The organism is Ruegeria sp. CDSC021 (assembly GCF_059610845.1).
The window spans coordinates 252,863-272,047 of record NZ_JBXWOK010000002.1 but is presented as its reverse complement, the minus strand read 5'-3'; the positions used below and the strand labels follow the sequence as shown (position 1 = coordinate 272,047).

Annotated in this window: 13 protein-coding genes and 1 tRNA gene; 8 read left to right on the top strand and 6 right to left on the bottom strand. The window is 57.8% G+C overall.

Going from position 1 to position 19,185, the window contains the following annotated elements:
* Genes AC2FGB_RS06280 through AC2FGB_RS06260 form a run of 5 tightly spaced genes read left to right on the top strand, consistent with a single transcriptional unit; the run spans nucleotide 1 to nucleotide 9,265 of the window.
* Nucleotides 1-702, top strand: coding sequence for a copper chaperone (locus tag AC2FGB_RS06280; protein WP_281995353.1), 702 nt, complete (start codon nucleotides 1-3; stop codon nucleotides 700-702).
* Nucleotides 689-2,296 (top strand): S8 family peptidase, encoded by a 1,608-nt coding sequence (locus tag AC2FGB_RS06275; RefSeq protein ID WP_281972481.1) that lies wholly within the window; start codon nucleotides 689-691, stop codon nucleotides 2,294-2,296. Before AC2FGB_RS06280 ends, AC2FGB_RS06275 begins: the two co-directional genes overlap by 14 nt.
* Nucleotides 2,297-2,303: 7 nt before the next feature.
* Nucleotides 2,304-4,112, top strand: a complete 1,809-nt coding sequence (locus tag AC2FGB_RS06270) for a S1 family peptidase (protein ID WP_496693630.1) — start codon at nucleotides 2,304-2,306, stop codon at nucleotides 4,110-4,112.
* Entirely contained in the window at nucleotides 4,109-7,246 is a 3,138-nt protein-coding gene (locus tag AC2FGB_RS06265; protein WP_496693629.1) for an ATP-binding protein, read from the top strand. Before AC2FGB_RS06270 ends, AC2FGB_RS06265 begins: the two co-directional genes overlap by 4 nt.
* Before the next feature lie 36 nt (nucleotides 7,247-7,282).
* Nucleotides 7,283-9,265, top strand: a complete 1,983-nt coding sequence (locus AC2FGB_RS06260; protein WP_496693628.1) for a DNA/RNA non-specific endonuclease — start codon at nucleotides 7,283-7,285, stop codon at nucleotides 9,263-9,265.
* A gap of 37 nt (nucleotides 9,266-9,302) precedes the next feature.
* Here AC2FGB_RS06260 and AC2FGB_RS06255 read toward each other — a convergent pair.
* The 5 genes from AC2FGB_RS06255 to hutC form a co-directional block, all read right to left on the bottom strand.
* Nucleotides 9,303-9,380: transfer RNA gene (locus AC2FGB_RS06255), tRNA-Arg, on the bottom strand.
* A gap of 188 nt (nucleotides 9,381-9,568) precedes the next feature.
* On the bottom strand, nucleotides 9,569-9,832 hold the full coding sequence (locus AC2FGB_RS06250; RefSeq protein WP_496693627.1) for a hypothetical protein: 264 nt from the start codon (nucleotides 9,830-9,832) through the stop codon (nucleotides 9,569-9,571).
* Nucleotides 9,833-10,007: 175 nt separating this feature from the next.
* On the bottom strand, nucleotides 10,008-11,384 hold the full coding sequence (locus tag AC2FGB_RS06245; RefSeq protein ID WP_496688875.1) for a formimidoylglutamate deiminase: 1,377 nt from the start codon (nucleotides 11,382-11,384) through the stop codon (nucleotides 10,008-10,010).
* 44 nt (nucleotides 11,385-11,428) lie between these two features.
* Nucleotides 11,429-12,232 carry an N-formylglutamate deformylase gene (gene hutG / locus AC2FGB_RS06240; protein WP_281995358.1) on the bottom strand — a complete coding sequence of 268 codons (804 nt, stop codon included), beginning with the start codon at nucleotides 12,230-12,232 and terminating at the stop codon, nucleotides 11,429-11,431.
* Between the two features lie 96 nt (nucleotides 12,233-12,328).
* Nucleotides 12,329-13,033, bottom strand: a complete 705-nt coding sequence (gene hutC / locus AC2FGB_RS06235) for a histidine utilization transcriptional repressor HutC (RefSeq protein ID WP_496693626.1) — start codon at nucleotides 13,031-13,033, stop codon at nucleotides 12,329-12,331.
* Nucleotides 13,034-13,249: 216 nt separating this feature from the next.
* Here hutC and hutI point away from each other — a divergent pair, with 216 nt between their 5' ends.
* The 3 genes from hutI to hutU all read left to right on the top strand — a co-directional run bounded on the left by hutI (nucleotide 13,250) and on the right by hutU (nucleotide 17,769).
* Entirely contained in the window at nucleotides 13,250-14,458 is a 1,209-nt protein-coding gene (gene hutI / locus AC2FGB_RS06230) for an imidazolonepropionase (protein WP_496693625.1), read from the top strand.
* The gene (gene hutH / locus AC2FGB_RS06225; protein WP_496693624.1) at nucleotides 14,455-15,990 is read left to right on the top strand and encodes a histidine ammonia-lyase; all 1,536 of its coding nucleotides are present in this window, start codon (nucleotides 14,455-14,457) and stop codon (nucleotides 15,988-15,990) included. Before hutI ends, hutH begins: the two co-directional genes overlap by 4 nt.
* Nucleotides 15,991-16,095: 105 nt before the next feature.
* The gene (gene hutU, locus AC2FGB_RS06220; protein ID WP_496693623.1) at nucleotides 16,096-17,769 is read left to right on the top strand and encodes a urocanate hydratase; all 1,674 of its coding nucleotides are present in this window, start codon (nucleotides 16,096-16,098) and stop codon (nucleotides 17,767-17,769) included.
* 101 nt (nucleotides 17,770-17,870) lie between these two features.
* On the opposite strand, the gene glyA is transcribed toward hutU, so the two are convergent.
* Nucleotides 17,871-19,178, bottom strand: a complete 1,308-nt coding sequence (gene glyA, locus AC2FGB_RS06215; protein WP_496693622.1) for a serine hydroxymethyltransferase — start codon at nucleotides 19,176-19,178, stop codon at nucleotides 17,871-17,873.
* Nucleotides 19,179-19,185: the final 7 nt, after the last annotated feature.

Sequence of the window (19,185 nt, the reverse complement as noted above, 5' to 3'; positions counted from 1 at the left end):
ATGGCGTCGGCTACCGGAATAGATCGCCCTCGCCTGTTTGGACGGGCCGATATCGAAATACGCACGACACTTGGCGTGGCCGCGCTTGCATGGCTTTGGCTTGCTTTGGTGCCCGCGCCCTCATTGCATTGGCCGGCGATGGTTCTGGCGATGATGCTTCCAACGCTTGTTCCGCAGATCGCACATGTCCGCGCGCGCAGCTTCGCAGATCGAAGATCACGCGCGGCACTTCTGTTTGTTCTGCCATATCTGTTGGCCTGGCTGGTCGCAGGCGCGCTTGCTGCGTTTCTTCTGGCGCCGGTTCTGCACCAAACCGTGTTTGCACCGTTGGCTTGCCTGTGCGCCGCAGCATGGCAGTTCAGCCCGCAAAAACGCAGCGCATTAAGGAAATGCCACAGCCGTCCGGTCCTGGCCGCCTTTGGTCCAAGTGCCGACCGCGATGTGCTGATCTTTGGGCTGACCTATGCGCGCGATTGCATCACCTCTTGCTTGCCGATGATGCTTGTCATGCTGGGGACCCACGACTTTGCCGTCATGATCTTTTTGACAGTGATCATCCTGTCGGAGCGCGCCGTTCTTCGCCCCGACCCCCGCGCCAGCGCATTCACCCTGTTGCTGACCGCGCTGGCGCTTACGGCGTTGGCCCATGCGCCCCACCATCTTTTGCTTTTGTATAAGGATATTTGCCATGCAGGAATATGACGCCCTAACAAGGTCCGATGTCTCGCTCGACGGCGATCCGCTAGTCATTGAAGTGGTCTCGGATACACCGCAATCGTTGTCGGCTATTCAAGAACGTGTGGGTAGTGCACTTCCTGATGTTGCCACCAGTACCCAAGCGGTCTTCGACGCAGATGCGGATCGATTTTTCTTTGTTGAATTCCCCGAGATCGATCCAAAAGGCCAAGAGCGTGAGGTTTTTGCATTTGGCCGTGCCCTCCGTATGGCGCTGGACGTAGCCGAGGCCAACCCGGTCTTGCCAGACAGCCTGTACGGGGCTGCACATGTGGGTACGGAAAGCTTTCTCAGTTTCTGCGAAACCAAGCGCGACAACTCTCGGCCCTATGGCTGGCACCACAAACGGATCAAGACACCGCTGGCCTGGCAGCACACCCGGGGTCAGGGCAGCAAGGTCGCGGTGATCGACACGGGCTATTCCGACCATAGCGAACTGGCGGGCGTGATTGAAACCAACGGCATGTGGAATTTTGTCGAAGGGAACGGGGATGCGCGTGACCGGTTTTCAGGCGGCGTCCTTAAACATCCTGGTCATGGCACGCTTGTCACCTCGGTCGTCGGATCGCGGGGCGGGGCCGATATGAATGGCGATACCACCTCGCCGGGGGCGATAACCGGTACGGCCCCTGCGGCCAAGGTTCTGCCAATCCGGGCGATCAAATCGGTGATCGACATGACACAGCTGCGTATTCCTGCGGCAATCTCTCATGCGGTCAACCAAAACGCCGATGTCATCGTGATGGCGCTTGGCGGGCCGGTGCGGGTCTCTTCAACCGAACAGGCGCTGCGCAATGCGGTACAGGCCGGACTGGTCATCGTCTGCGCCGCGGGCAACTGTTATCCGAACGTGGTCTTTCCCGCCGCCTATGCATCACTGGAAATCTGCACAGCTGTCGCTGCACTGCAGCCCGACAGACGCCCCTGGCGCAAAACTGGGCGTGGCCCCGAGGTCAGCTTTTCGGCCTATGGCGAAAACGTGTGGGGCGCGGCCAAGAACAAGGCGACCGACCCAAACTCGGGTATCCGCGCCAGCCAGGGTACCACGCTTGCCACCTCAATGACTGGAGGCGTTGCAGCGCTGTGGGTCGCACATCACGGCGGTCGGGCGGCGCTGTTGCAAAAGGCCCAGAATGCTGGGACCACCGTTCAGGCGATGTGGTTGCACTGTGCCAAACACGGGATGAACAAGCCAGCCGTCTGGAACGGGGCCACCGATCTTGGCGCGGGCATCATCAACGCTCAGGCGGTCCTGGACGCGCCGCTACCCACAGGCGCCGAAAGCCCGGCGGCACCCGATCCGAATGCGACCCCAACATTGAACATTCTGGTCTCGCATCTTGCGGGAACAGACAGCACCGCCGCCGGAGAGGTTACCCCTGACATGGCCGATTACGCCAATGAGATCATCTGGCTCAGCTATCGCCGTGGGGCCCGCAAACGCATCGCCGAAAGCGATGGTGGGGCCGAGGCCATGGTTGGCGAAGACGCCCCGACCTCGGGGCTGGACACCGCATTGTCGGACAAACCGGCCCTCAGCGCCTATTTGGGCATGGGATAAGCCACGGATGGTGAATGCAGCGCATATCCGGATTGCAATCCGAAAGCATGAACCGATTGTGCGTCATGCTTTGACTGCGCTGTTTCCCGACCCTGATGACCCGGTGAATTATGAAGCCGTCGAGGAAAGTGTAGACGAAGATATCGGCGAAACGCTTGCCGATGTCTTGCTGGAAATTCTGGTCGACGCTGCGAAGGTCAAACAGTTCCTCAATTTTCTGCGCGCGCGCGGCGCCGACCCTGTGCCGCGCGACCGTAACCTGATTTTTGCCGAAAACATCGCTCGGTTTGACGGCACCCTGATCGGCACACCGGCAAATAATTCGTTCGACTTTGCCGCATTGGGCGATTTTGCCCCGCGCGCGGAAAGCTTTCGCTGTCAGATCTGGATCAACAACACATTCGAAGGATCCGGCGCGTTTGTGGCCCCAAACCTAGTGCTGACCGCAGCCCATGTTCTGGACCCGCTAAACGCCGTGCCCGCCGGGGTCGACCCTCGGCTTGAAATACTGGCCTCGGACGAAAAGCGGTACCGGGCAAAATGCGTAAAGCTCTGGCCCTATCACGACAGTGAAAAGGCCGGGAACCTGCCGCCGGGCGATGAGGTGGATATCGCGCTGCTGCGGATATTCCTGCCGCTGGGGCATACCTATGGCAGTGTCGATGTGACCGGCGATCCCCCCGATTTTGAGGGTGCAGACCTGTTCACATTGGTCCACTACCCCGAAGGTGTCACCAAGGGGTTCATGCCCGGCAAAGTGCACCGAGAACCTGGCGCCAAGCGGTTCCCTCATGACATCGACACATCCGGCGGGTCATCGGGTGGCCCCGGTTTTGACAGCCAGTTCAGGTTTCTGGGCATCCACCAGGGCAAATGGGAGACGACCAAACGGCTTGTCCCTTTCGAGCAGTTCCACGATGACCCCGACTTCCAAGATCTGATCAACAAGAACTCGAACCAGCGGGACATGTGGTCGCTGAGCCGCGACATTGACGGAACCATCATCATCGGCCGCAACCAATTCGTAACCGGCCTTGCCCATATGCTGGATCATCCCAAATCCAAACTGCGTGGGATCTGGATCAGGCGCGAGGATACGACGTCTATTCGCGGTCTCGGATTCAGCTATGACATGCTGGAATCCTATCTGCTGATGCAAGAAGCACCTAACGCCGCGCCGCAACATCGTTGCATTCGTTTGGGGCCGACCCTGAATACGGACGATTTACTTGCTGATCTAGCCGAGAAGGTCAACGGGACCGTCGCCTCGCCAGACGCTGCTGCTGGAACAACCGCCGCCCAGACCACCGATGTTGCATTCGAGGGCAGCCGCGCGGAGACCCTGATTGCGGACATGGACCTGGCCGCCCAAACCGCAGGGCAAACATGGTGGATCTATTTCGACAACCCGCCCGAAGGGCTCTCACCACGTGCCCAGGTACAGTTCGAGCACATCGCCAAATGCTTGCCCACATCCGAGAACCTGCGCCTGATCCTCGCAGGCTATGAGACCTATCGCCTGTCGCCCCTGCGTTTTGCCAATGTCGGCGCTGTCGACGGCGCGCAGCGCAGCGGCCTATTGGTGGAAGAGCTGGGACCATTCACACGTAGCGATGTTGAGGCTACAATTCACAGCATGATCACTTCGCTTGACCCGGCAAAAGAGCTGACACCGGCTGCTCGACGGGCAATGGTGGACTCTGCTCTGGCCGGGTTGAGCCCTGACAACACAGGTGAATTCGATGGCGAACATCTGGAAACCGTTGTCACCCGTGTTCGCCAAGAGGCCAAACGCTTTCTGGAGATAGAAGGATGAACGAGGCGCAGGAAGAACTCCGTTCGCGCCTGTTGCGCGCCGCCGCCCTTCGCGGGGCATTTGAACCACGGCAGCTTATGCGCGAGGTGCTGAGCGAAGATGAGTACCGCAACCGGGTGCTACGGGCCCGGCTGATGTCATCCCTGCGCGAGTTGAGCCATGTTGATAAGTCGGGCAGCTCTACGAAATGGATACTGCGCCTGACTGCACGACATCGCGAATTATCCGGGATCGAAGAGTTCGACTCGGCGGCAACGCAGACCGAGATCGTGCAGGCTCTGTCGGGACGAGAAGGTTTCGCACCGAGCGCTTTGGATCACCTTATCGAGGCGGAAACAGATGAACAAAACCTGTCGCAGCACCTTGTCACGTTAGAGCGTGCAGGCCAAAAAGCGCCGGGATATGACCGCCTGTTCAGGCTGCGCAGCCGATTGAACCTGCTCAGACGCGAGCGCCGATCAAAAGAGCGCCTAGGTGAGAAATTCGTGGGGCGAGTCAGCGAAATCGACATGATTCAACGCTGGATCGACCATCCGTTGCGCCATGCCCCTTTGAAAACCCTGCATATCGAAGGTCAGTACGGAATCGGCAAATCCTACCTTCTGGAACGCATCATCCAGATCACCGGCGAACGCGACGACGTCATCCTGATCCGGCTGGATTTCGATCAGCCCTCATTGCAGACCGGTCCGATCTTTGAAGAGGTCTCGCGCCAGATCGGCACCGCGATACCACAGGCGGCGCCCGATTTGCGCAGATTGCGGCTGCGCTATTCCGAACAGGTCACCCGAGAGATCTACGAAAGCTCGGACCTTACACCGCGTCAGTTGATCCGGGCGATGATCAATGCGGTGGCTGATGCCGGTCTGCGCCTGGTTATCCTGCTGGATACGCTTGAAGTTCTGGATGGTCAGGGCGCTACTTTCGTGAACAACCTGATGAGCGATCTGGACCGTTTTGTGGAAAAGGAACAGATCGAAGTATCGATCATCTCTGCCGGTCGCGGGCCGATTTTCGGCGATGATCACCCAAGACGGGGCGAATACATCAAGCTCGACCAGATCGAAGACGAGTTGGTCAATCAAACGCTGGATGAGGCCGGAATCCCCGAGGAATTCCGCGATCAGATCATTTTGCGCTGTCAGGGCAACCCGTTGAAATTGCGGCTGTTGATTGACGAGGTGCAGACCGAGGGCCGATTGGCCGAAGTCTCCGAAGACGAGAATGACCCGATTGCTGCAGGCATCGTAAACCGGGCCGTCACATCGCGCCTGCCCGTGCATCTGCGCGGCATTGCCAATTACGGCATGGTTCTTAGCGAGATAAACGCCGACAATCTGAACGGCATCGTCGCACCGGCGCTTGGGCTGGGCGACCTCAGCGACGAAGCAGGCACAATCGTCGCGGATCTTGGTCTGCAATCCTGGCTGATGGACGCCGCCACCGAAGGTCAACTGACCCATAAGGCCGATATGCGGCGGGACCTGTTGGAACCGACCTACAGCCAAAGCCCCATCGAAACCGCGCAGGTCAACCGCGCGGCCTGTGCGTATTACGCCGACCGCGATCCGCTGCTGTTCCTGTACCATTCGCTTCAGCTTATGCGCGTCGGAGAAGCCGCGCCAAGCATCGACCCCTCATTGGCCGAACGCTTCCCCGAACATCTTCTGACCGAGCTGCCAATCGACGCGCAGGACCTGATCCGTCAGGCACGCGGCCAGCGTTCGGCCCCGGTGCAAAAGACCGAGCAGCGGGAATACAGCGCAGCCGGGCTGGACAGCGGTTCCGATCTGCCCCCATCGAAACTGGTACAAATTTCCCCAAAAGCGGCCACTGCACGGGCGCAGATTATCAAAAGCCGCGGATATGTCGCCTCACCGGATGAGCGCGCTGTCAATGACCTGCGCGCGATGTTGGAACAGGGCCAGCGTCGCGAAGCGACCCATATCATCCGCGAGGGGCTGCGGGGCGCCTATGATCCGGCAAGCGAGGTTGGTATCCTGATCCTGTGCCACAACTGGCAAAGCGGTCATTGGTCCATGGCACGTGATCTGTTCAACCTTCTGCCCGAAGACACAGTGCTAAGGCAAATGCACGAGCGGCCCGAGCTGGAAGGCCGCATCCTGCTGGAGGTATTGGGGGAGTTCCGGTTCAGACAGTTGATCGAGAACCTGCACGACAAGGAATTCCACGAAGTCGCGTTGCGCGTTGTGAACCGATCATCCCGGATTGGAATGCAGTCCGCAGCGCTGGAATTCGCGCTTATCGCAATGGGCATGAGCTTTGAGGGGGATCATGAGGTTCTGGGCCTGATCGCCCCCTATCTGGATCACGGCCCGCGTGAACTAACCTATGAAAGACTGCGCTTCGCGGGGGGTATCCGTCAGGAATTCGGGTTGGAGTATTCGGAACCAGACATGCCCAACCCAGACTTACCGACGGATGATTACGGGCTCGCCCTGGCCCCGTTGAACCCCTATTTCGACCGGATGCTGGCACTTGTCGACGAGTTTCAGGTGAGCGGCCGGGGTCGTGTTCTGAGCGATTTGTCCAACCTTGCCACCGGCCTGTATGAGGCGGCTGACATCTTTGCCCCGGGCCTGCAGGGGATCGATGACGCAATGGCCCAGATGTCCGACCGGCCCACCGACGTGCTGTCATTGCTGCGCGCCATGGGCCTGACCTCGGACTGGGCCGAAGGATACAGCTTTTACCACCCGATTCCCGATCTCCCAACGCTTGCGCGTGCGGCCAGACGTTGGCAGCAGGTCATCGGCGGCTATTGGGCCTTCCCGTCGCCCCCGCCTCCGGAATGGAATTCCTCTCGGAAATGGAGCGACCTGACGTCCAGCCGAACCCTCGAGCTTTTGGAACGTGGCAGTCATGGCCTGGCAGACCGTGTTCTTAGCTTTTGGGCGGACCCATTGAACGAAGGGCGCAAGAAAACCACTCAGACCCTGCAACGCCGTCTGGCGAGTGTTGCCAAAGGGCTTACCCAGGGGTCAGGACCCGAGGCCATCCTGGGTCGGCTGACCAAAAGCCGGGCGCCGGTGGTGTTTCACCCGGCGCTGGCCATGCTTGTCGAAACCGGGATGCGGCCAGATTACCTCGATCCCAAAGGTCAGACCGATTGACTTAGAAGACTTCATATTAGCTGAGGAACCAATGTCATGAGCGATTTCGAAAAGGAAACCTTCAACCGGCTGGAAGGCCTTGGAAATGCCGGCGCGATCGACAAGGCGCGCGAGGTTCTGGATGCCAGTCCCGGCATTCTTGGCGAAATGGGCCTGACGCCGGATCGTGCCCGTGAACTGATGGGCGCGCAGCTGAACAAGCTAGAGAGCTTTGGCTCCACGCCCTCGCAACTTGAAGCCATCGTGCGCGCCGTGGGACGCCCTCCCCTGATTGTGCGTGGCGGCAAGGTTGAAGGCAAACAATCGCTGTCATCCGACTTTCCGCCGGATATCGACATTCGTATCGGCAAGGCCGAAGACAATATCGCCTCGGTCGGGCGGATCGAGTTTATCAATCATGACTTTAGCTGGGGTGGCACTGGCTGGGTGATCGAAAAGAAGGACGATCATCTGCTGATCATCACCAATCGCCATGTTGCCAAGCTGGTCGCGCGGCGCAGTTTCCTGGGCGATGGTGTCTTCATGTTTGCCCCCGGCAATGCCCGCTATGGCGCCCGGATAGATTTCCTGGAAGAGGTCGGCTCGACACCCGACCCCGACCGGCTTTTCGACATTCGCAAGTTCACCTATATCGCCGAAGATGCGGCCGCAGATATCGCGCTTGGAAAGATCGACCTGCCCGCAGATACGGCCAATTTCACGCCTACGCCGATCCCGCGCGCCGATACGGATGCCCAGCACGGCGAATGCGTCGCGGTGATCGGGTATCCCGCCAAGGATTCCCTGCGCAATGACCCCACGCAGATGTCCAACTATTTCAACGACCTGTATGACGTGAAACGCTTTTCGCCCGGATTTCTCATCGAAGATGGCGGCGTGACGATCCTGCGCCATGACTGCACGACTTTGGGCGGCAACTCGGGCTCGCCTGTGATCTCGTTGGACAGCGGCAAAGCGGTTGGTCTGCATTATGCAGGTACCTTCGGCGTCGGAAACTCGGCGGTCAGGATCAGCACGGTCAACGCATTGTTGGACGGGGCGGTGCCGACCTCGATCCCCGGAACTGAAATCGTCCGGCCAGAACGACCTGACGGAAACCATGACGCAGACCATTTTGAACCGCGCGACGGGTACAACCCGGACTTCCTTCAAGTGGCAGAGGTCCCTCTGCCGATAGTACCGAATGCGTTTGGACTTGCCACTCCGTCGGATGCGACCCCGGAACGCCCCAACGAATTGCGCTATCAGAATTTCGGCATTCTCTATTCTGCGACTTTCAAAACACCGATCATTGCCGCGCTGAATATCGATGGTGCCAAAACCCGACCGCAAAAACGAGGTAGCGACAAGTGGTTCGCTGACCTGCGCATCCCGGCAAATGTCCAACTCGGCAAAGAGGATTATGATCACGCGGATATTGACCGGGGCCACCTGGTTCGCCGTGCGGCGACAAATTGGGGTGTCGATGATGCACAGGCCAAACAGGCCAATGATGACAGCTTTCACTATACCGCTGCTGCCCCACAGCACCGGGCCTTTAACCGGAGCCACGCGCAATGGTTGGGTCTTGAGAACTTTATCATGACAAATGTGCGCACACATGGATTCAAGGCCTGTGTGTTCACCGGACCAATCCTGACCGGTGACGAGCCGATGTTGAAAGATACCGGATCGCCGGTACCCCTGAAGTTCTTCAAGCTTGTGACCATGCTGGCCGAAGAGGATGGCAGCGAAGGCATTCTTCGCCTTCATTCCACCGCCTATGTACTCAGCCAGGTTGAGGTCATCCAACAGATGCTCTCGAACCAGGGGAGCGTGGAATCTGTCGGTGGATTTGAGTTTGGTGCCTATAAGACATTCCAGATCCGCGTCCGGGATCTGGAAAAATTAACCGGGCTGAACTTTGGCCCCCTTAGCGATGCCGACCCATTGGCGCAGCGTCTGACCGATGCAGAAAGCCTGGCGGGACAACCACGTCCGATCGTCACAGTCGAGAGCTTTGCCAACGTCGTAATCTGAGGGTGGCGGATGTATACTCAACTAGGAATTGTGCATTTGGCGAGCCGTGGAGGACTCGAACCCCCGACCTGAGAATTAGAAGTTCCCTGCTCTAATCCAGCTGAGCTAACGGCCCGCTCATATTCTGGCTGTATCAGTCAAATCCCTCGCCTTGTCAACTTGATGGAGAGATGAGGTTTTGGGGCAAAAAACCTCTCTGATTTCAGCATTATCTCTGACCGGAGCAAGCTTATACAGGTACCTTGATTGCTGGGTGAACTGCACCTCGAAGCCATGCCTCAAAAGGCCCTAACCGAGTCGAACTTACCAGACTAATTCAGGCCGCATTTGCAGCCTGTCACGATGACAGAATACATCGGCAAACTGGGATGCCGTCACCTGCATCACTGCAATTTGATATTGCACCGCGCAGTGGCAAACCTGTTTGATCAGATCTTCCGCAGATCCCAGCTGATTGCGGTGGCCGGAATTGTTAATAGCACCGCACACATGCCCAGACCCGTCATGGGGGGGGGTACGGTGATCCAGTTCCGTTTCGCTCAGATCCGCCAGCATCACGCGCGCCATTGATGTGACAAGGTACGGAAGGCGCGAACCAACTGGAATGTTCGAAACCAATGGGCTGGGTGACAGAAAATTCCTCGGCGATCTCGGACAATGATTTCAGCCTGACCAGCACCAAGTGCCCCAAGGTTCTTAAGCTCGCGCAGTAATGAGTTCCGTTGGTTCTATTCACCCTTCATCATAGTTTTTGCGCCAACCGACGCATGGTGGAAATATATCCGGCGTCGATGGACTCGTGATCGGGGTGCTGACCATCTTCAATGACCTTTTGACCAGCAACATAGACGGCAATGATTTCTGCCTGCTGACCCGAGAACATGTGGAAATCCAGCACGGCTCCGGGCGACACCGCCGCCATCAGACCATTCCTATCGTAAGACAGTTCTACAAAATCGGCACGGCACCCTTCTGCGATACGGCCGATATTGCGCCCGGCTGCACGCGCTCCACCTTGGGCGGCTGCTTGCCAGAGATAACCGCCGACATTGGGCATGTCCTTGGAGCACATAACATTGCGCTGCCGGTGCAGCAGGCGCTGACTATATTCCAGTGTGCGCAGCTCCTGAACTGCCTGGGTACAGATGTTGCTGTCAGAGCCGATACCAAAATGGCCACTTGCTGCCACGAAATCGACCGCCCGGAAAATCCCGTCTCCAAGATTTGATTCCGTCAGCGGGCACAGACCCACGGTCGCGCCCGAAGCGGCAATGGCCGCAACCTCGGCGTCATCCAGATGGGTGGCATGGATCAGGCACCACGCGGCGTCAATCTGGACCTGGTCCATCAGCGCCGAAACAGAGCGTTTGCCACTATGGGCGATACTGTCTTCCACCTCTTTGGTCTGTTCGGCCACATGGATGTGAACTGGACACCCCGGCAACTGGTCTTGCCGAAGCTCCATAAGCCATGACATTTCATCCTCGGTTACGGCGCGCAGGGAATGCGGCGCGATTCCGAGGTTAAGCTTTTCATGCTGCTGCTTCAGGGTTTCGATCAGCAAAGCGTATTGATCACGTGTGTTGGTGAATCGCCTCTGAGCATCTTGCGGAGACACGCCGCCGAAATTTGCGTGTGCATAAAACACCGGAAGATGCGTCAGGCTGAGGCTCGTTCGATCTGCAGCAGAGACAATTGCAGAAGACAGCTCCTCAGATTGGGCATAGTGCGCTCCATCTTCTTCATTGTGCAGATAATGAAACTCGACAATCTCGGTATAACCGCCTTTGAGCAATTCCATATACAGCTTGGCAGTGATTGCCTGCAGGTCCTCGGGCGATACATTATGAGCGAAATAATACATCATTTCGCGCCAGGACCAGAAGCTGTCGACCGGATTCCGGCGCACTTCTGATAACCCCGCCATCGCGTATTGAAAGGAATGACTGTGAAGGTTGGGCATGCCCGGCACAACCGGGCTTTCAATCACCGGATAGGCGTTGGGATTGTCGTCCGCGACCAGTGCTCCGAACTCACCAGATTCCGTAACGGTTACGGAGATATTGCTAAGCCAGCCCTGGTCCGTCAGTGCCTGTTTGAAATGAAATCCAGTTGTCATCCACTTTCCTTTACTTGGCTGCCGTATCGGCGAGTCTGTTTGGGTCATCCACGGGTGGTGTTAACTTCATCCAGCAACGCGGTAACAAGGTTCTTGATCGCGGCGCCAAGCACCTCTGCCTTAGGGGGCACAAGGTCCCAAGGGGCGTGCTCGATCATATAGGCGGACTGTGCAATTTCGAGTTGCAGCGCATGAATGTTCTGGTCGGGTTGGCCATAGTGCCGGGTAATATGGCCTCCCTTAAAGCGGCCGTTTTTGACAAAGCTGTATTGGCCGGACCCCAGCGATCTTTCGGCGCAGGCCTCAAAGCGCGCGGCTGTGCTGGCCCCGCTATTTGTGCCCAGATTCAAATCCGGCAGCACCCCATCAAACAGCCTTGGCACTTCGGAACGGATGGAATGCAGATCCAACAGTATGCAGGTGCCAAACTGCGCCCTGATCCGCAGAATCTCAGCCTTGAGCGCCTGATGATACGGTGCCCAATAGGATTGGATGCGCGCCTGTGTCTCCTGCCCATCTGGCTCTTGCCCTTCCAGATAAAGCGGCTGACCGTCAAAATCGATTTGCGATATCAGGCCGGTTGTCGGACCGGAATAAAGCGGCGCGTCATCAGCTGAACGGTTCAGGTCCACCACATAGCGCGAATACTGCGCCGCCATGACACCCACACCCAATTCGGCACAAGGCAGCGACAGCTTGTCCATGTGCCAATCCGTATCCTTCAGCTCCAGCGCGGCGGGTCGCAAACGGCGTTCTATCTCCGGAGGCAGCAAGGTTCCGGCATGTGGGACATTCAGCAAAATCGGCGTTGCACCCACCTTAAACGTCATCAGATTCTGAACAGCCATCGCGTTCCCTTTGTTTGATGTTCTGTCAGCCCATAATTCGGCAGACCGACGAAAACCGACATTTTTTACCGCCCCAAAAGCTGGACTCCGGTCAGATCAGAGATGCGTCGTCATCCGGTATCCCGGCGCAAAGTAAAGCTTGGCATATGTCACCGGCGCGTGACGCAGCCAGGTAATGCGTTCGGCAGTAAAGATCGGGTCGCCAGGTGGCGTGTCCAGGAACTTGGAGATTTCACCATCAGCCTTGGTCGCCATGAAACTAAGCTCCAGATTGCTGAATGGCACCCTGTTAACCAACCAGTCATTCGGCCCCGATTGATCGAAACTTTCCTCCAACACTTCAGGTACAACGTCGGCAACTATCCATCGCACCTCAAGCTGAAACGCTACGTTGTCGGCATAATGCATACATCGCAGGTGCAAGACGTCCTGCTCTTTTTTCAGGTCGAGGCGTGATGCCAGCCAGGACGGTGCGGGTTGCACCTCTCGGTCCACCAAAGAGTACCGATAGGCCGCACCGGTGGCCGTTATCTCGTCACGCACCAAAGGGATCGCAAATTGCGCCTTTCTGATGGGAGAATTCAGAACCCGCGTGCCGGCCTTGCGTTTTCTTTCCAGGTATCCTTCTTCGGCAAGCTCTCTCAACGCCCGGTTGACCGTTGTTCGTGTACTTGAGAATTCAGCGGCCAAATCCACCTCGCTTGGCAAAATGGAATCCGGGCTCCAGATACCGGTTTGGATTCGATCCAAAACCACCTGCTTGATGTCCCGAAAGCTCATGTTCCCCTGAGGTCTTGCCATAAAATTCCCCAACTCAAAAACCGGCCTTAATTGGCTTATACATACACATAAGACATCTGCAATGAAGCATGTAACGCTGCCCCGCACCTATGACCTCTACCTAATTTGACTCCAAGAAGGCGGCTTCGGCGCGATGCCTTTCATTATTTTGTGTACACATTATTCAGTAATCAATATACCTATTTCAGAAGCATTGCAACTTGGGATCAGATTCTCATGACTGGTAAAACAACCCTTCGTGGCGCAAAAATTGCAACACAAGCCAGCCAGCAGGGCCCTTATGGGCTAATCGAGGATGGCATCATCGTAATATCAGGTGAGTTTATCGAATGGGTCGGACCCAGACGCGATCTGCCCGATGAATATACCGAGCTTGAGGCCGAGGATCTGAACGGACGCCTTGTGACGCCCGGTTTGATCGACTGCCACACCCATGTTGTATTTGGCGGCGACCGCGCCCAAGAGTTTGAAATGCGCCTGAATGGTGCAAGCTATGAACAGGTTGCGCGCGCCGGAGGCGGTATTAACGCAACCGTTCAAGCGACACGGGCCGCCAGCCTGGAAGAGCTGATAGAAAGTGCATTGCCCCGCGTCGACGCGATGACCCAAGAGGGCATGACCACTATCGAAATCAAGTCCGGCTATGGGCTAGAACAACAGACAGAGCTGAACATGCTGCGCGCCGCGCGCGAAATTGGAAAACGTCGCCCGGTTTCTGTTCAAACCACATATCTGGGCGCCCACGCGACTCCGCCAGAGTACAAGGGGCGCGATGACGCCTATATCGACGAGGTCGTCATTCCGACCTTGCGGGCCGCCCATGTAGAAGGGCTGGTCGATGCGGTTGACGGATTCTGCGAAGGGATCGCCTTTCAGCCCAAACAGATCGCCCGTGTCTTTGACGCCGCCGCAGCGCTTGGCCTTCCGGTTAAACTGCATGCCGAGCAGCTTTCTAATCTGGGCGGGGCGCAGCTTGCCGCCTCCTATGGCGCATTGTCTGCGGATCATATCGAGTATCTTGACGAAGACGGCGTGATCACCATGGCCCAGGCGGGAACAGCGGGCGTAATCCTGCCCGGTGCGTTCTATACTCTGCGTGAAACGCGTCAGCCTCCGATTGAGCTGCTGCGCAAACACGATGTCCCAATGGCACTGGCAACCGATTGCAATCCGGGATCATCCCCCCTGACATCTCTTCTTCTGACCATGAATATGGGCTGCACCCTGTTCCGCATGACGCCAGAGGAAACACTTGCGGGCGTAACCTGTAACGCAGCTCGTGCCCTTGGTTTGAGTGATCGCGGTATGATCGCCGCGGGTCAGCGGGCCGATCTGGCGGTCTGGAATGTGGGCCGTCCGGCCGAGCTTTCTTATCGTATCGGGTTCAACCCGCTTCACAAACGCATCTTTGGAGGTCAAGCGTGACAACTCTCACTCTGGCACCCGGGCAGGCTACTCTGCCTCAGCTTGAAACCATCTATCGGGATGAAGCCTCGGTCATACTTGATCCGACGTGTCGTCCTGCGGTCGAGGCGGCCGCGAAACGGATCGCTATCGCCGCTGCGGGTGATGTACCGGTTTATGGCGTCAACACGGGTTTTGGCAAATTGGCCAGCCTCAAGATCAAATCTGAAGACACCGCCACTTTGCAGCGAAACCTGATCCTCAGCCATTGCTGCGGCGTAGGAAACGCGATGCCCCGCCGGATGGTTCGGCTTATGATGTCTCTTAAGCTATTGAGTTTTGGCCGTGGCGCATCTGGCGTCCGCTGGCAACTGGTCGAACTTATGCAAGGCATGCTGGAAAAAGGCGTCACCCCTGTTGTTCCGAATCAGGGATCGGTTGGCGCGTCAGGCGACCTGGCACCTCTTTCACATATGACCGCAGTAGTGATCGGTGAGGGAGAGGCGGAATATAAAGGCGAAATTCTTCCGGGTGCCGAGGCGCTTGCAAAGGCTGGCCTGTCCCCGATCGAGCTTGGCCCCAAGGAAGGTTTGGCCTTTATCAATGGCACACAGTTTTCAACGGCCTATGCGCTTGCCGGTCTGTTCGAAGTCTGGCGTGCTGTGCGCAATGCGCTGGTCATCTCGGCCATGTCCACCGATGCCATCATGGGATCAACCGCTCCGCTGCAGCCCGAAATCCATGCACTGCGAGGACATCGTGGCCAGATCGAAGCGGCAGGTTCGATGCGTGAGATACTGGCGCAATCCGAAATTCGAGAAAGCCACCGGGATGATGATACACGTGTTCAGGATCCCTATTGCATCCGCTGTCAGCCGCAGGTGACTGGTGCGGCGATGGATGTCCTGCGACAGGCCGCACAGACCCTTTTGATCGAAGCGAATGCTGCAACAGACAACCCACTTGTGCTGACCGAAGCGGATATGATCGTGTCCGGTGGTAATTTTCACGCGGAACCCGTTGGGTTCGCTGCTGACATGATTGCGCTGGCATTGTCCGAGATTGGCGCGATCAGTCAACGGCGTATTGCTCTGATGGTCGATCCAACGCTCAGCTTCGATCTTCCGCCCTTTCTGACACCTGAACCCGGATTGAATTCCGGCCTGATGATTGCCGAGGTGACGACAGCCGCTTTGATGAGCGAGAACAAGCATCTGGCCAACCCATGTGTCACCGATTCAACACCCACCTCCGCCAATCAGGAAGATCACGTCTCGATGGCAGCGCATGGTGCGCGGCGGCTGTCCCGCATGGTCGAAAACCTCAACCATATCCTTGGGGTCGAGCTGCTCTGCGCCGCGCGTGGCATCGAATTCCGCGCCCCCCTCCAGACGAGCCCGTTGCTGCAACAGGCCATCGCACGGCTGCGCGAGGATGTTTCGAGCCTGCAAGAGGATCGCTATATGGCGCCCGATCTGAAAGCGGCAAAGGAATTAGTCGCGTCGGGCGCGTTGCTGAACGCGCTGAACGCCTCTTTGCCGGGCCTTAACTGATGGCGGTCTTTGCCATGATGGCGCGCGACCGCAGCCGAGACACATGATTGAAAACTTCAATGCCCTTGCCCTGCCGGGCTCTATCCAATCTGAAGGGAATGACCGATGAGCAATCCTCGTAAGAACAGCCGGGACATCTATCCGCCAACCGGGACCGAACTGAATGCCAAAAGCTGGTTGACCGAAGCACCACTGCGGATGCTGATGAACAACCTGCATCCCGACGTGGCAGAAAACCCGCACGAGCTGGTAGTATATGGCGGCATAGGCCGGGCCGCGCGAACCTGGAAGGATTTCGACCTGATCGTCGACAGCCTGAAAGATCTGGAAGCGGACGAAACCCTGGTCGTGCAGTCGGGAAAGCCTATCGCCATCGTGAAAACCCACAAGGACGCACCGCGCGTGCTGATTGCCAACTCGAACCTGGTGCCGCATTGGGCGAATTGGGATCACTTCAACGAGTTGGATAAGAAAGGTCTGGCGATGTATGGCCAGATGACTGCGGGTTCCTGGATTTACATCGGGTCGCAGGGCATCGTCCAAGGCACCTATGAGACCTTCATGGAAGCAGGACGCCAGCACTATGGTGGCAGTCTGAAAGGCCGTTGGATCCTGACCGGGGGTCTGGGTGGTATGGGCGGTGCTCAGCCACTGGCTGCTGTGATGGCGGGTGCCTGCTGTCTGGCCGTGGAGTGCGACGAGAAATCCGCCGATTTCCGACTGCGCACGCGCTATGTCGACGAGAAAACCCACAGCCTGGACGAGGCGCTGGATATGATCGAGCGTTGGACCAAAGCGGGCGAAGCCAAATCCGTGGCGCTGATCGGCAATGCCGCCGATATCTTCCCCGAGATCCACAAACGCGGCGTCAAGCCCGACATCGTCACCGATCAGACCAGCGCGCATGACCCGATCAATGGGTACCTGCCTCAAGGTTGGACCGTAGCCGAGTGGCGATCCAAGGCCGAAACCGCTCCGAAGGAAGTGGAAAAGGCAGCCCGCGCCTCGATGAAGGTGCAGGTCGCGGCGATGGTTGCCTTTCACAATGATGGTGTTCCAACCGTCGACTATGGCAACAACATCCGGCAAATGGCGCTTGAGGAAGGTCTGGAAGACGCCTTTGCCTTCCCCGGCTTTGTGCCTGCCTATATCCGCCCGCTGTTTTGCCGTGGCATCGGCCCGTTCCGCTGGGCGGCCCTGTCGGGCGACCCCGAGGACATCTATAAGACCGATCAAAAGGTCAAGGAACTGCTGCCCGACAACACACATCTGCACAACTGGCTGGATATGGCGCGCGAACGGATCGCATTCCAAGGCCTTCCTGCGCGTATCTGTTGGGTTGGTCTGGGTGACCGACATCGCCTGGGTCTGGCGTTTAACGAGATGGTTAGAACGGGCGAGCTAAGCGCGCCGGTGGTCATTGGTCGTGACCATCTGGATTCCGGTTCAGTCGCCTCGCCCAACCGCGAGACCGAAGCGATGAAGGACGGGTCTGACGCGGTCTCGGACTGGCCTCTGCTAAATGCACTGGTCAACACTGCCTCGGGCGCGACATGGGTATCTCTGCACCATGGCGGTGGCGTTGGCATGGGCTTTTCCCAGCATGCGGGTGTGGTGATCTGCGCCGACGGCACCGATGATGCTGCCAAACGCCTGGAGCGCGTTTTGTGGAACGACCCTGCCTCGGGTGTGTGGCGTCACGCCGATGCGGGTTATGACCTGGCCAAGGATTGCGCTCGTGAACACGGGCTGCGCCTGCCTGGAATTCTGGGAAACTAAGTTTGGATCAAGCGGAACAGATCCCGGCCATTCATTTGTGAAGGCCGGGATTGAACGATCACCAAACACCGTGCGCGCCGGTTGCTTTTGGAAACGGTGATCTAATGGACAAAGCACAGCGTATTGAACGCGCGTCTCCAGGCTGAAACCTCGGAGGCAATCGGCGCGCCCTGCAGACCTTGTTTGATCAACCCAGCCAGACGATCCGCATCGCCTGCGGTCATCCCCCAGCGCACAAGCTCAGGCGTGCCAATTCGCAGACCGTTCATATCACCTTCAACCGCCGCCACTGGCAGACCGATGCCGCAGGCAAGGAACCCAGCTTGGCGTAAGGTTTTTGAGGCCGCTTGCCCGCCCCCGAATGGCTCGGCCAGCACAGCGAACTGGTGAGAGTTGGTAAAGCCCTCGGCCCCAGCGAACACAGGCACATTTTGTGCATCCAAAGCCGCAGCCAATGCCTGCGCCATAGCGATCATCTCTTTCGCATAGGCCACGCCAAAGTCTTTCCAGTCCAGCATCGTGACCGCAAGTGCGGCAGTTTTCGCCGCATCGAAATTGGCCGTCATGCCGGGAAAGGCGATAGCGTCCAGCACTTTGGCGATTTCTGCATCATTCGAAACGATCAGCCCACCTGCAGGGCCACCAAGGCTTTTATAGGTGCTCATCGTCATGAAATGCGCGCCCTCGGCCAGCGGGTTGGACCAGGCGCGCCCGGCAATAATGCCGCATTGATGGGCCGCATCGAACATGACCTTGGCCCCGACCTCATCGGCGATGGACCGCACTTCGGACACGGGATGCTCGAACAGGTTCAGGCTGCCACCAATCGTAATCAACTTGGGCCGCTCGGCCCGTGCCAGCGCCCGCAGTTGGTCCAGATCAACGGTATAGCCATCGGCATTCACCGGGGCCTCTATCGTGCGCAAGCCGTATAAGCCGGCGCAGCCATCGACATGATGCGTCACATGCCCGCCTAGGGATGCGGGCGGCGCAATGATTGTGTCGCCCGGTTTGCAGGTGGCCATAAAGCCATAGAGGTTGGCAATCGCACCAGAAGGCACACGAACCTCGGCGAATTTGGCATCGAACACATCCGCGCAAAGCTGGGCCGCGATCACTTCGATTTCCTCGATCGCTTCCAGTCCCATTTCGTATTTGTCGCCGGGATACCCCAAAGAGGGGCGCGACCCGATGCCAGAGGATAATAGCGCTTCGGCTTTCGGGTTCATCACATTGGTCGCAGGGTTGAGGTTAAAGCACTCTTCCTCATGGATCACTCGGTTCTGCTCGGCCAGCTGCTCGATACGGGCCAGCAGATCGGCAGACGTTGCGGACGCCGTCGTGGCCGCTATGTCCTGAATCAGGGTTTCACTGGTGCTCGGCACCCAATCTCGTTGTGCAAGCGTCATTGGACGT